Origin of the sequence: Microbulbifer sp. SAOS-129_SWC (assembly GCF_039696035.1) — a bacterium.
Classification (GTDB): domain Bacteria; phylum Pseudomonadota; class Gammaproteobacteria; order Pseudomonadales; family Cellvibrionaceae; genus Microbulbifer.
The window spans coordinates 3,324,827-3,337,687 of record NZ_CP155567.1 but is presented as its reverse complement, the minus strand read 5'-3'; the positions used below and the strand labels follow the sequence as shown (position 1 = coordinate 3,337,687).

13 protein-coding genes are annotated in these 12,861 nt (G+C 63.4%); 9 read left to right on the top strand and 4 right to left on the bottom strand.

The window, feature by feature from the left end; genetic code table 11:
- Positions 1-31: 31 nt before the first annotated feature.
- Entirely contained in the window at positions 32-688 is a 657-nt protein-coding gene (gene can, locus ABDK11_RS14495) for a carbonate dehydratase (RefSeq protein WP_346837227.1), read from the bottom strand.
- 157 nt (positions 689-845) lie between these two features.
- Here can and ABDK11_RS14490 point away from each other — a divergent pair, with 157 nt between their 5' ends.
- The 7 genes from ABDK11_RS14490 (at position 846) to ABDK11_RS14460 (ending at position 7,566) form a co-directional block, all read left to right on the top strand.
- Positions 846-1,058, top strand: a complete 213-nt coding sequence (locus ABDK11_RS14490; RefSeq protein ID WP_346837226.1) for a hypothetical protein — start codon at positions 846-848, stop codon at positions 1,056-1,058.
- A 12-nt stretch (positions 1,059-1,070) separates the two neighbouring features.
- The gene (locus tag ABDK11_RS14485) at positions 1,071-1,568 is read left to right on the top strand and encodes a GNAT family N-acetyltransferase (RefSeq protein ID WP_346837225.1); all 498 of its coding nucleotides are present in this window, start codon (positions 1,071-1,073) and stop codon (positions 1,566-1,568) included.
- 346 nt (positions 1,569-1,914) lie between these two features.
- Positions 1,915-2,634 carry a hypothetical protein gene (locus ABDK11_RS14480; protein ID WP_346837224.1) on the top strand — a complete coding sequence of 240 codons (720 nt, stop codon included), beginning with the start codon at positions 1,915-1,917 and terminating at the stop codon, positions 2,632-2,634.
- 224 nt (positions 2,635-2,858) lie between these two features.
- On the top strand, positions 2,859-3,974 hold the full coding sequence (locus tag ABDK11_RS14475; protein ID WP_346837223.1) for a phospholipase A: 1,116 nt from the start codon (positions 2,859-2,861) through the stop codon (positions 3,972-3,974).
- Between the two features lie 170 nt (positions 3,975-4,144).
- Positions 4,145-4,549 carry an NUDIX domain-containing protein gene (locus ABDK11_RS14470; protein ID WP_346837222.1) on the top strand — a complete coding sequence of 135 codons (405 nt, stop codon included), beginning with the start codon at positions 4,145-4,147 and terminating at the stop codon, positions 4,547-4,549.
- Between the two features lie 227 nt (positions 4,550-4,776).
- Positions 4,777-6,789, top strand: a complete 2,013-nt coding sequence (locus ABDK11_RS14465) for an aminotransferase class I/II-fold pyridoxal phosphate-dependent enzyme (protein WP_346837221.1) — start codon at positions 4,777-4,779, stop codon at positions 6,787-6,789.
- Between the two features lie 39 nt (positions 6,790-6,828).
- Positions 6,829-7,566: an SDR family oxidoreductase gene (locus ABDK11_RS14460; protein WP_346837220.1), complete on the top strand. Its 738-nt coding sequence runs from the start codon at positions 6,829-6,831 to the stop codon at positions 7,564-7,566.
- Positions 7,567-7,602: 36 nt separating this feature from the next.
- Here ABDK11_RS14460 and ABDK11_RS14455 read toward each other — a convergent pair whose 3' ends face one another.
- Entirely contained in the window at positions 7,603-9,048 is a 1,446-nt protein-coding gene (locus tag ABDK11_RS14455; protein WP_346837219.1) for a M23/M56 family metallopeptidase, read from the bottom strand.
- A complete protein-coding gene (locus tag ABDK11_RS14450) occupies positions 9,041-9,445 on the bottom strand; it encodes a BlaI/MecI/CopY family transcriptional regulator (RefSeq protein WP_346837218.1) in 405 nt (134 codons plus the stop codon). Before ABDK11_RS14450 ends, ABDK11_RS14455 begins: the two co-directional genes overlap by 8 nt.
- A 166-nt stretch (positions 9,446-9,611) precedes the next feature.
- Here ABDK11_RS14450 and ABDK11_RS14445 point away from each other — a divergent pair, with 166 nt between their 5' ends.
- Together ABDK11_RS14445 and ABDK11_RS14440 are read left to right on the top strand one after the other, a co-directional pair.
- A complete protein-coding gene (locus ABDK11_RS14445; protein WP_346837217.1) occupies positions 9,612-10,391 on the top strand; it encodes an ATP-binding protein in 780 nt (259 codons plus the stop codon).
- Positions 10,392-10,450: 59 nt separating this feature from the next.
- Positions 10,451-10,816: a SirB2 family protein gene (locus ABDK11_RS14440; RefSeq protein ID WP_346837216.1), complete on the top strand. Its 366-nt coding sequence runs from the start codon at positions 10,451-10,453 to the stop codon at positions 10,814-10,816.
- 242 nt (positions 10,817-11,058) lie between these two features.
- On the opposite strand, the gene ABDK11_RS14435 is transcribed toward ABDK11_RS14440, so the two are convergent.
- Positions 11,059-12,732: an acyl-CoA dehydrogenase family protein gene (locus tag ABDK11_RS14435; protein ID WP_346837215.1), complete on the bottom strand. Its 1,674-nt coding sequence runs from the start codon at positions 12,730-12,732 to the stop codon at positions 11,059-11,061.
- Positions 12,733-12,861 lie beyond the last annotated feature (129 nt).

Below are 12,861 nucleotides of genomic sequence, written 5' to 3'. Positions count from 1 at the left end.
GGAGTTTAAGGAAAATGGCCGCGGAAGTCTGCTACTCGGCGTCGCGCTGGGCGATATTGGTCAGCGCACTGTGGTAAATCTCGGCAATTTTCTCCGGTCCGGAAATGGAAATGCCGAGATCGTGGACCAGGCCGTCCTTGAGCCCGTAAACCCAGCCATTCACGGACAGGGGCTGGCCGCGGCGCCAGGCGTCGCGCACGATGGTGGTCTGGCAAACGTGGATGACCTGCTCGAGCACGTTGAGTTCGCACAGCAGGTCCATACGCTCCTTCTGCTGGAACAGGTCGATCAGCGTGTGGTGTTTATCGCGAACGTCCTGGATGTGGCGCAGCCAGTTGTCGATCAGCCCCAGCTGGCTGTTCTCCAGCGCCGCCTGCACGCCGCCGCAACCATAATGGCCGCAGACGATGATGTGCCGCACTTTGAGGATTTCCACCGCATACTGGAGCACCGACAGGCAGTTGAGGTCGGTGTGGACCACCACATTGGCGACGTTGCGGTGTACGAACAGTTCGCCCGGCAGCAGGCCGACGATTTCGTTGGCCGGTACGCGGCTGTCTGCGCAGCCGATCCACAGGTATTCCGGGGTCTGTTGCTCGGAGAGCTTGAGGAAGAAATCGGGCTTGTCATCGCGAGTGGCGAGGGACCATTGCCGGTTATTCTTGAGCAGGTGATCCAGGGGGCGCAATGGGAATTCCTTCTGGCTGTGCGCGATCGTTCCAGCATAGCCGCTTTGTCGCCCACGGCCAAGCGGCGGTGTACTCGACCCCGCGTCCCTGCTACCCTTCGCGCGAATTCTTGGCGCTGGTGGCCAACCAGCGGCCCCAACCGGACCGAGTGGAGTCATGCCCAGAACCGTTCGTCAGCGGCCGCGCCGCCGCCGCCCCTACCGCAGCACCCCTCTGCACCGCCACCGTGCCCGCGTGCGCTGGCTGGTCGCGCAGCGCTTTCGCACCCGCAACTACCTGCGGCGTTTCGGTAATGTCGGCAGCGCCGGTGAAATCGATCCGGAGGGCGCGCTGGTGCCCCTGCAAGCCGATATCGACGATCAATCCTGAACCGGAGCTGCAATGAACGAGACCGCTACCGCCCTGACCACGCTGATTGCCGACTACCGCGATGCCCGTCACGGGCGCGATATCATTGCGCTGATGGAGGCGTATTCGCAGGATCCGTTCGGTGGCGGCGAGCCGCTGTCGGAGAAGTGTCGCACCCAGCTTGTGGAGAAACTCGCGGAATTTCCCGGCGCGTTCAGTGTACTGGCTTACCGCGGCGACGAGGCGCTGGGGCTGGTGAATTGCCTGATGGGCTTTTCCACCTTTATGTGCCAGCCGCTGGTGAATATCCACGATGTCGTGGTCAGCGAGCGCGCCCGCGGCGAGGGCGTGTGCGGAGCCATGCTGGATCTGGTCGCCGCCGAGGCCAAGCGCCGTGGCTGTTGCAAGCTGACACTCGAAGTGCTGGAAAAAAACCTGCCCGCCCAGGTCGCCTATCGCAAATGCGGCTTCAAGGCCTACACGCTGGATGAGGAAATGGGGCAGGCAGAATTCTGGCAGCGCTACCTGTAGCCGTGCGCTGCGCGGCCGTTGACCGGCCGGCTTGAGTGAACCCGACTGGATCGAGCGAAATAGTCGATAGTGCTTGCGCGTTGCATGGCGCTTGATGCAGTCGGGGAATATTCACGGTTTCTATAGACTTCTCTCCCCGCATATCTCCGGCCCCGCATAACGCCCAGGCCGCGGCGTTTTTGCGGGGCCACCGGCCCGTAATTCAAGCCGCGATCTGCGGAGTGTATCCGCGCGTCAAACGCGGCACAGTGCATCCCCCCTTGTGCAATACTTTCTGCAGCACTCGTTATCGAGTCGGTGCAGTTGTGCATCAAAATTGTGCGCGCGGGACAGGGAGGATTTTGCCATGCGTATGAGCTCCACTTTGGCGCAGGGCCGTTACTACTACTGTTGTGATGGCCGCGAAATGCCGGTACAGGATCACTGGCAGCTGGGCGATGATGACCGGGGGCGGCGTTTGCTGTTGAGCCAGCGCCTGGTCGGCGAGCGCGGTTTCGGCATGGAGGTGGGCGCGGTGCTCTGCGGCGGTCTGGTCAGCGAGTGCCGTATCACCTGGCGTGATGAAGTGGACGAGGTCTCCGCGTGCTACCAGCTGCAGAGTGCAGCGGCGCAACCGCAGTTGGGGGATATTATCGAGGCGCGCTGGAGTGGTCCCAATGGTCCGCAGGAGGCGCAGCTGAACGGGCGCAACCGCCTGCTGTTTCCTCTGATGCGTATATTCATGGGGCCTTTGCTGCTCAAGTTGCTGCAGTGCCGCGATGGCCTCGAAGTGGTCAGCCCGGATATCGTCGACCCGTCGCAGCGCGGCAAACTGCTGGCGCCGCGCATCAGCCACCGCAGCGCGCGCCTGCTGGCCGGCGACACGGCCACTCAGGGCGCCCAGGAGCTGGGTGCGGACGTCACCGGTTTCGTCTATCAGGGTGACGAGGCGGAGCGCGATGCGCACTGTTTTGTCGACGGCAGGGGATTGCTGGTCGGCTACGACTGGCCCTCCAGCACCGGGCGCCTGTGGCAGGTGCGCCTGCGCGATCTGGAGTGGTCGCCGCAACTCACAACCCTGTTGTAGCCGGCGCCGATCCTGTCGGTTACTTCTTCTTTTCGTGTAAAGTCTGGTGCGAGCCCCGGTCACTCTTTTCCACTCACGTGCCGCGCGCGGTTTCGTCGGCGACTTCAGCAGCGATGGTCTGCCCGGCTGGTTTATTGCGCAATCTGCCAGATAATTAGCGAAATTCCCGGCGCTTCCAGTGTAAGCTTGCGACGCATTGGAGAGACCCTGCCAGGGAGAGAGTTTTGTTGCGTCGCCGCTACCTGTTTACCGCCGCCCACCTGCTGTGGGTGCTCACCATTGCCACCCCCGTCGTTGCCGAGCCGCCCGCAGCAGCGGGCGATAACGAATCACAGCATCAGGAAGATCCCAGGCTCACTGTAGAGCAGCGCGAAGAGGCCTGTCTCAGCGAGCAACTGCTGGTCGCGCCGGCCGATATCACCGTGCAGGAAATGCGTGATTTCTGTGCCCGTGAGGCGCGCATACAGCCATCGGAACGGGCGCCGCGCCCGGTGTTCAGCTCGGTGCCGGAACCGACTCCGGAAGCCGAAGCGCCAAACCAGCCCAGGGTCAGCGAGCGCGCGGAGGCGATCCGCGACGCCGCCAGCAACCCGTTTACGCTGGCCTCGCACAAGACCAATTACCTGCTGCCGGTGGTCTACAACCCGGCGCCGAACAAGGCCGGCTTCGAGGATTTTGAAAACGCCGGGACGCCGGTGGCCCTGGATCGCATCGAAGTGCAGTTCCAGTTGTCGGTGCAGGTGCCGGTGTGGCGCGGCTTCCTCGGCAAGGCCTCGTTCATGAGTGTCGCCTACACCAACCGCAGTTTCTGGCAGGCCTACAACTCCGAGGATTCGGCGCCGTTTCGCGAGACTAACCACGAGCCGGAACTGATCATGACCTGGCTCAACGACTGGAGCCTGCTGGGTTTTCGCAACGTGGCCAACCAGCTGGCGTTCAACCACCAGTCCAACGGCCGCAGCGAGCCACTGTCGCGCAGCTGGAACCGGGTTTACGCCAATTTCTTCTTCGAGCGCGACAACTATTTCTTCACCTTCAAACCCTGGTACCGGATTCCGGAAAAGGCCGAGAACGACGACAACCCGGATATCGAGGATTACCTCGGATATTTCGAGCTGACCGCCGGCTATCGCGGCGCCGGGCAAAAGTTTTCCGTGCTGCTGCGCAACAACCTGCAGTCGCAGAACCGCGGCGCAGTGGAGTTGCGCTGGGGCTTCCCGATCGGCAACCGGGTGCGCGGCTATGTGAAATATTTTAATGGCTACGGCGAGAGCCTGATCGACTACGATGAGTCGGTGCAGACGCTCGGCATTGGCTTCGAGCTGGCTCAGGGATTTTGATTGGCATACAGCATAAGGAAGGCGGAATGAGGAGGGCGGAATGCCGAATTGTCGCCGCGTAGGGCGCGCCGTACGTAGCATCGAATCCGGCGCTGGGCGCGGCCCACGGCGATCTGGTATTGGCGCTCGGGCGCCGCGTGTCCCGCCTCTCGCATTCCGCTGTCGGCCTCATGTCCTTTGACGACACCTACCGCCTCAGCGCCCACGCCGTGATTACCAATGAAATCGGTGAGGTGCTGCAGCTGCGCGCCACCTATGCCGATCGCAACTGGGGGCTGCCCGGCGGCGCTCTCGACCCGGGGGAAACCGTGCACGAAGCGCTGCTGCGCGAGTGCCGCGAGGAGCTGGGGCGGGAGGTGCGCATCGATTACCTGAGCGGTGTCTACTACCACCGCGTCTACCATTCCCACGTATTTATCTTCCGCGCCCACTTCAGCGATTCCGGCAGCATCGTGCTCTCCGACGAGCACTCGGAGCTGGCTTACTTCCCGCTGGCGAAGCTGTCGACTGTCCAGCGCCAGCGGGTCGATGACTGCCTGCAGTTCGACGGCAGGGTGCGAAGCGCAAAGTTCTGATTAGCCACGGTTAAACGACATCCAATTTCGTTTCCCTGTCACCTTTTGGCAAATATCGCTAAATGCCGCCAGTTCGCGGAAATCCGCGTCCGCCTCCTTTAGTATCTCCTCCCATCTATTGGCGGGGCCTCGGCCCCGATTGAAAAGCTAAATAAAATCAAAAAGTTAAACGATGGACGAGACAGCGGCCGCCAGGCAACGCCGGGCTATGCTGATGGATAACGAATATGGGTTTGGAACTGAAGATGCCTGATCTGGGCAACCTGAGCGAAAAAGTACAGCCGCTGGAGTGCCGCGTGGCGCTGGTCAGCGACGACCGCGAGCTGGTCGACACCTGGGTCGGCGCCCTGAACGTCACCGCTGCACAGCACGAAAATCCCTACGGATTACAGTTCGAGTCGGTGACCAGCGCCGCGGCGGAACAGCTGGCGCTGCGGCAGGATACCCTGCAGGCATTGATCGTCGACGCCGGCGCTGACGCCGGCGGTTTGGCCGCGGCCGAGGCGCTGGTGGATCGCTTGCACAGCCTGCGCGCGCAGCTGAATGTGTTCCTGGTGGCGCAGGGCTGCGATCTGTCGGTATCGGTGCGCCAGCGCTTCGACGAGTTGTTCGACCGCCGCGAGTGCAACTTCAACCAGATGTTCCGCCTGGTGCAGGCGTTCGTCGCCCGCCGCGCTTCCACGCCCTTTGCCGACACGCTGAAAGAGTACGTTTTCTCTGCCCGCGACGCCTGGCATACGCCCGGTCACTCCGGCGGCGACAGCCTGCGCAACAGTCCCTGGGTTGGCGACTTCTACCGCTTTATGGGCGAGCACGTGTTCAATACCGACCTGTCGGTATCCGTGCAGGTACTCGACAGCCTGCTGGAACCGCACTCGGTGATCCAGGAGGCGCAGGACCTGGCCGCCCAGGCGTTTGGGGCCGAACACACCTTTTTCCTGACCAACGGCACTTCCACTGCCAACAAGGTAGTGATCCAGCAGATTCTCGGCGGCGGCGGCAAGATCATTGTCGACCAGGCCTGCCACAAGTCGGTCCACCACGCGATCGTGATGAACCGCTGCGAGCCGGTGTACCTGAAATCCGTGCTGCACCCGGAGTTCGGTATCTACGGCCCGGTCAAGCGCGCCGATATCGAACAGGCACTGGACGAGCACGGCGACGCGCGCCTGCTGGTGTTGACCTCCTGTACCTACGACGGCCTGCGCTACGACCTGAAACCGATCATCGAATTGGCCCACGAGCGCGGTGTCAAGGTGCTGGTCGACGAGGCCTGGTACGCGCACGGCTACTTCCACCCGGAACTGCGCCCGACCGCGCTGGAGTGCGGTGCCGACTATGTGACCCAGAGTACGCACAAGATGCTGTCGGCCTTCTCCCAGGCCAGCATGATCCACGTGCAGGACCCGGATTTCGACGATCACCGCTTCCGCGAAAACCTCAACATGCACGCGTCCACCAGCCCGCAATACGCGATGATTGCGAGCCTGGACGTGGCGCGCAAACAGGTGGCGATGGAAGGTTACGGGCGCCTCGAGCAGTGCCTGCAGATGGTCAAGACCCTGCGCAAGGCCGTGGATGAGACCGGCGTCTTCCGCGCATTGACCCGCGATGACCTGATCGCCGCGCCGCTGGCGGGAGACAACATCCGTCTCGATCCGACCAAGGTCACCATCGATATCTCCGCCAGTGGCTTCTCCGGCAACGAGATGCAGATCAAGCTGTTCGACCAGTACGGTATTCAGGTGGAGAAGACCACCTACAATACTGTCAGCGTGCTGGTGACCCTGGGCAGCACCGAGAGCAAACTGCTGCGGCTGATTCACGCGTTCAAGCAGCTGGCGCGCAGCCCGCGCAAGCGCTCCCACGCGCCGACGCCGCGACGCCTGCCGGAGTTCACGCGTTTCACCTGCCTGCCGGCGGACGCCTACTTTGCCGACACCGAAGAGCTGCCGCTGATGGACAACGGCATCGAGGCGGCGCGCAATCTGGTGGGCCGCACCAGCGCTGATGAGATCGTGCCCTATCCGCCGGGCATTCCGGTACTGGTGCCGGGCCAGGAAATCTCCGCGCCGATCGTGCAATACCTGCAGCAGCTGTTGCAGGGGCAGAACGCCACCGAGATTCATGGCCTGATCTTCCGTTCCGACGAGCCGCTGTTGCGCGTGGTGCGCGACGAACCTGCGGACAAGTCAGCGGACAAACCGAAAGGCAAAACGTCCAAATCCGCCCGCGGCTGAACCCGCGGCGCCGACAGCAAAATCCGGCAGGGAGGCTGGATGCATTTTTCCAAGCCGCAATCCGTACTGCTTGCGGGTGCCAGCGGCGGACTCGCCTGCGCCATCGGCGCTGAGCTGCTGCGCCGCCACCCGCAACTGCAGCTGCTGACCATCAGCCGCGCGCCGCAGTCGCCCTTTGCCGACCGCGGTGGCGCGCACCTGTGTGCGCAGCTGACCGAGCCGGAGTCCATGGCCGAAACACGGGATTTTATCGCCGCCCAGCCAGAGTTGCCGGACTGGGTGATCCACTGTTGCGGCCTGCTGCACTCGGATCGCCACGGCCCGGAAAAATCCCTCGAACAGTGCGACGACGACTGGCTGTTGCAGTCGATGCGCGTCAATGTGCTCACCCATATCCATGTCGCCCGGGCACTGGCACCGCTGCTGCAGCGGCGCCGGCCGCTGCTGTGGGCGTCGCTGTCGGCCAAGGTCGGCAGCATCGGCGACAACTTTCTCGGCGGCTGGTACAGCTATCGCATGAGCAAGGCGGCGCTGAATATGCTGGTGCGCAACCTGTCGATCGAGTGGGGCCGGCGCGTGCCCGGCAGTTGTGTGGTTGCCGTGCACCCGGGCACCACAGACACCACGCTGTCCAAACCCTTCCAGCAAAATATTGCCGCGGACAAGCTCTATACGCCGGCGCAGAGCGCCGCGCGAATCGTCGATGTGCTGGAGAAGCTGGAGGCCGAGGACAGCGGCAAACTGCTGTTCTGGGATGGCAGTGTGCTGCCCTGGTAAAGAAGCAGACAAGGCGCCCGCAGGCGCCTCGCTGGTCTACGGCTTCTGTTGTGCCAGAGCCGGCACCTGGCTGGCCGGATCCACCAGCTTGCCGTTGCGGTGCAACTCCCAGTGCAGGTGCGGACCGGTAGCCTTGCCGGAGCTGCCCACGAGCCCGAGAACCTGACCCTGTTCGACCCTGTCGCCCTTGCGCACGAGACGTTTGTCCAGATGCGCATAGAGGGTCTCCACGCCCTTGCCGTGATCGATGATGATCACTTCACCGTGGTCTCCCATGGTACCGGAAAAGGTCACCACGCCGGCGCCGGGCACTTGCACCGGGGTGCCGCTGGGTGCGGCCAGGTCGATGCCCCGATGCAGGCGCTGTTGCTTGTATTGTGTGTCCTTGATCGGCCAGGCGCGCATCCCGAAGCTGGAGGTGACCCTGGCCTCGGGCAGCGGGTTGATGAAGGCTTCCGCAACCTTGCCGGCCTGTGCCAGCTGTGGCTGTAGCCCCAGTATCAAGGCACCGCCGGCCAGGGTCAGGGACCATAGGGCCCTGTTGGAGCCCTTGCGGGCGCTCGGTTTGCCGTTCAGAATATGCCGTATTCTCAATGTGAAGCTCCTTTGGTTTTGTGATAGAGGGTTTTGCTTTGAGAAGGCCGCGACAGGATCATTGCCGTGAGCTGTCGCGGTTTGGCGAAGGGTCTTGAGCATTGCCTCTGCATAGGCCCTTCGCCGACTCTGGTTTTCCTCTCCGAGTACCTGTTCATCACACCCCTGCTCGAGGGCATCCACGGCCCGTTTCGCCAGCGCTTTCAGCGGCCAGTTGAACCACAGCAGTGCCGCCATGCACTGCAGGCCGAGTACCGCCAGCGGATCGCGCCGCGCCAGGTGTTCCAGTTCGTGGCGCACCACCAGGCGGATCTGCTCCAGCGACAGGTTGTCGAGGGTCCACTGGCTGAGCACCAGGGTCGGTGCCGGCAGGGCGGTCGCGAAGGGAGAGATCTGCGCTTCCACCAACACCAGCCGCAATTTCGCGGGGGCATCCCGTACACCCAGGTGGCGGGCCAGTTCGCCCGTTGCCGGCAGCGACCTGCCGTGCCTGAGCAGCCGGGCCAGTCGCCGCTGCCCCCATACCAGGCGGCCCACGCTGATGGCGCCACCCAGCGCCCAGAGCAGACCCCAGGCCAGGAGCCCCCAGCGCCAGGAGTCAGCCGCGTCGGCGGTTGTCGCCGTGAGCGCAATACCATCGGCGCCCGCCGCGACCGGTGCTGTCCACGCCGGCAGGCTCAGCGCGATACCCGGCGCCGTTTCCCCGGCGGGCAGGAACCCCAACACAAAGCTGGCGAAGGTCAGTACCGCCGCCGCCAGCCAGGGTTCGCGCCAGCCGTGCAGCCACACCAGCCGACGGGCCAGCAGCGCCAGTGTGCCGAGTAATGCCAAACCGACAGCGACGGAAATCAGGCTGGACAGGGCCAGCTGGGCGAGCCAATCATTCATTCCGGTCTCCTTTGTTGCTGCCTCCGGTCGCGCTGTCTCCCTGCGCCAGCAACGCTTCCAGCTCCTTCAGCTCGGCGTCGCTGAGCAGCCCGCTGCCGGCAAAGAAAGACGCGGGCACCGGCCCCTTGATTTCCAGAACCCGCTCGGCGAAATCCCGCGCATAGGCGGCCAGGGTCTCGACCTTGTCCGCGCCGGCCTCGAACACCTTGAGTCCGTGTACTTCGAAGGCCTGCAGCAGGCCTTTGTCCTGCATGCGTTCCAGGGTTTTGCGCGTGGAGGAGTAGGACCAGCCCAGCTGGTCTTCAATCCGCTGATGGATTTCACGCGCGCTGAGGGGCGACTGTTGCCAGAGGGCCTTGAGGATGGCCAGCTCTGAGGCTGAGGGTTGCTGTTTCATGGCGGCCTGCTTTGTGACTGATGTATTCACTGTACGACACGTGTCGCATATGTGCAACCTGAGTCGCCAATCGGTTCGCGGCTTGCTGGCGGGGGGATTACTTGGCGGGGGTCGTGGACTGTTTTACGCTGCGCCATTCCAACATTGCCGAAAAAACGCCGCACCGATGTCTTCACCTGACTGGAAATCGATTCACGCCGCCATCTGGCGCGCCAGGCGCGCGCAGCTGAAGCCGGTTACCCGCCTCGATCCTACCTGCCTCGATCAGTTGGTGGGCATCGATCACCAGAAGCAGCAGCTGCTGGACAACACCCGTCGCTTCCTGCGCGGCGAGCGCGCCAACCACGCGTTGCTGTGGGGTGCGCGCGGCACCGGTAAATCGAGCCTGGTGCGCGCGCTGCTGAACGAATTTGCCGGCGACGGCCTGCGTTGTCTCGAAGTCAGCCTGCACGACCTCGACGACCTGCCGGAGATCCTCGACCTGCTCGATAGTACGGCCGCGCAGGACTACCGCTTTATTCTGTTCTGCGACGACCTCTCGTTCGAACCCGGCGACGCCCGCTACAAACACCTGAAAACGGTGCTGGCGGGATCGCTGGAAATGCCGCCGGACAATGTGCTGCTCTACGCCACTTCCAACCGCCGCCACCTGTTGCCGGAAAGTGCCGATGACAACGCGCGCACGCAGGTTGTCGGCAGCGAACTGCACCACGGCGATACAGTGGAGGAGGTGCTGTCGCTGGCGGACCGCTTCGGCCTGTGGCTGAGTTTTTACCCGGCCGACTGGAGTACCTACCTGCAAATGGTCGACAGCTACTTCGGCGATTACTGCGGTGACCGCGACGCCCTGCACGCGGCCGCCAAGCAGTTCGCCCTGCTGCGCGCCAACCACAGCGGACGCACGGCGGAGCAGTTTTTTTACAGCTTCAATGGCGCGATCGACTGAGGTCAATCTGGTTTCCAGGACAAATGTCCTGTCATGGTCAGAGGTACGGAAATTTTAAGATGGCGAATATTCTCTGGCTCAAATATCTGCACATCGCGCTGGCGGCCACCTCGGTCAGCTTTTTTGCCGCGCGCCTTGTCGCGCGGGAAATGCGTGCCCAGTTTGTGCAGACCCGATGGGCGAAAGTTTCCCCGCATCTGATCGATACCCTGCTGCTGGGTAGCGGCGTCGGTCTCGCGGTGCTCTACCGCCTGTCGCCGCTGCACACCCACTGGCTGTTGATCAAGTTGATACTGGTGGTCGGCTATATTGCCGCGGGCTTCGGCGCAATGAAGGCGGCAGACGCGGGCCTGCGGCGGTTTTTTGCGCTGCTCGCCCTGGGCCTGGTGGGCGGGGTAGTGACCGAGGCGGTGGGGAAATATTGAGGGGATTTTGGCGTGCCGGTTACCGCGCATTTTGCCGAAACGGGCAGGCAGTAACTGCTGCGGTTTATGGGCCAGATCAGGATCCGTTTGCGACGCTCACCGAAAAGCGCAGGGCCGGCCAGAGTCAGCCGGAGTCGAATCGCGCTGGAGTCCGGGCCGGGCTCGCGCTGACCAGCAACCTGAAGATGGCGGAGCGGATTCCCTGATGCCAGTTCCGCACCCTCTTGAATAAAAACCGGCGCTCAGGACACCAGTGGGTTGCCGCGTTCGATCAACATGTTCACGTCCACGCCGGCGGGCAGGGTACCGGTGTTGTGGGCGCCGCGGGCGTCGAGGCGCGAGGCGATAAAGGCCTCGGCCACGGCACTGCGGCTGCCCTGGGCGAGCAGGTGGCACTGCATCGTCAGCGCCAGCTGGTCCACCAGGTGGCGGGCACGGTATTCGAGCTGGTCCCTGTCCGCCAGCTGTTTTTTCAGACCATCGATGGCCCTGTCCAGACGCGTATCGGCGCCGCGGCTCTGCTCGATTTCATCCAGCCAGTTGGTGAGTACCGCCGGGGTCTTGTCCACCGCGCGCAATACGTCCAGTGCCTGGATGTTGCCCGAGCCCTCCCAGATGGCATTGATCGGGGCGTCGCGGTAAAGGCGCGCGGTAATAAAATTCTCGATCACACCGTTGCCGCCCAGACATTCCATTGCCTCGTAAGCGTGGTGCGGGGTGCGTTTGCAGATCCAGTATTTGCCCACCGCGGTGCCGAGGCGCATCGACAGTTGTTGCCGCTCTTCCCCGAGGTGGTCGAAGGCCTGTGCCATGCGCATGGTCATGGCGACCGAGCCCTCGACTTCCAGCTGCAGGTCGGCCAGCACATTGCGCATCAGCGGCTGCTCGATCAGCGTCTCGCCAAAGGCACTGCGCTGGCTGGCGTGGTAAATCGCCTGCACCACCGCCTGGCGCTGGCCGGCGGAGGAGCCGATCATGCAGTCGAAGCGGGTCACGGCGACCATCTCGATAATCGCGTTGACACCGCGCCTCTCTTCGCCGACCAGCCAGCCCAGCGCGCCGCGCAGCTCGATTTCCGAGGAGGCGTTGGAGACATTGCCGGCCTTGTTTTTCAGGCGCTGCACCTGGATGGGGTTTTTGCTGCCATCGGGGCGCCAGCGTGGCACCAGGAAACACGACAGGCCACCGGGCGTCGTTCCCCTCTCCACCTGGGCCAGTACCAGGAAAGCGTCGCACATGGGCGCCGAGGTAAACCACTTGTGTCCCACCAGTTCGTAAGTGCCGTCGCCGCCGGGTACTGCAGTGGTGGTGTTGGCGCGCACGTCGGAGCCGCCCTGTTTCTCGGTCATGCCCATGCCGATGGTGACTGTGCTCTTGTCGGTGTACGGGCGGTTGCTCGAGTCGTAGCCGCGATCGGTGATTTTCGGCAACCACTCCTCGGCCAGTGCCGGGTTCAGGCGCATCGACGGCACCGAGGCAAAGGTCATGGTGATCGGGCAGCCGTGGCCGGCCTCCACCTGCGAGTGCAGGTAGTATTTGGCCGCGCGGGCGACGTGGGCGCCGGGGCCGGGATCTGTCCAGGGCGCGCTGTGCAGGCCCTCGCTCAGTGCCAGCTGCATCAGCTGGTGGTAGGACGGGTGGTAGCGCACCAGGTCAATGCGGTTGCCGATGCGGTCGTGGCTGTCGAAGGTGGGCTTGAATTCGTTGGCGTCGTAGCCGCGCTCGATCCATTCGCGTCGCCCGCAGACTTCGCCGTAGCGCTGCAGATCGTCTTCCGCCCAGTGTCCCCCATAGCGCTGCACGGCTTCGCGCAGCGCCGCGTCACCGGCGTAGAGGTTGTGGCCGGTCAGCGCCTTGCTCTGGTTAAAGACTTCGTGGGTACAGGCGAATTCAGACGGGAACTTGTGGTCGGGCATGGTGGTTCTCTTTGCACATCTCGAAAGGCGCTGTCTGTGTAGCAAGGGTAGTCGCAATCAGCCGTTGAGCAGACATGCTACTGACTTGCGCGTCAGCGGTCTTGATCATATGTGACGGCGACCATTGCG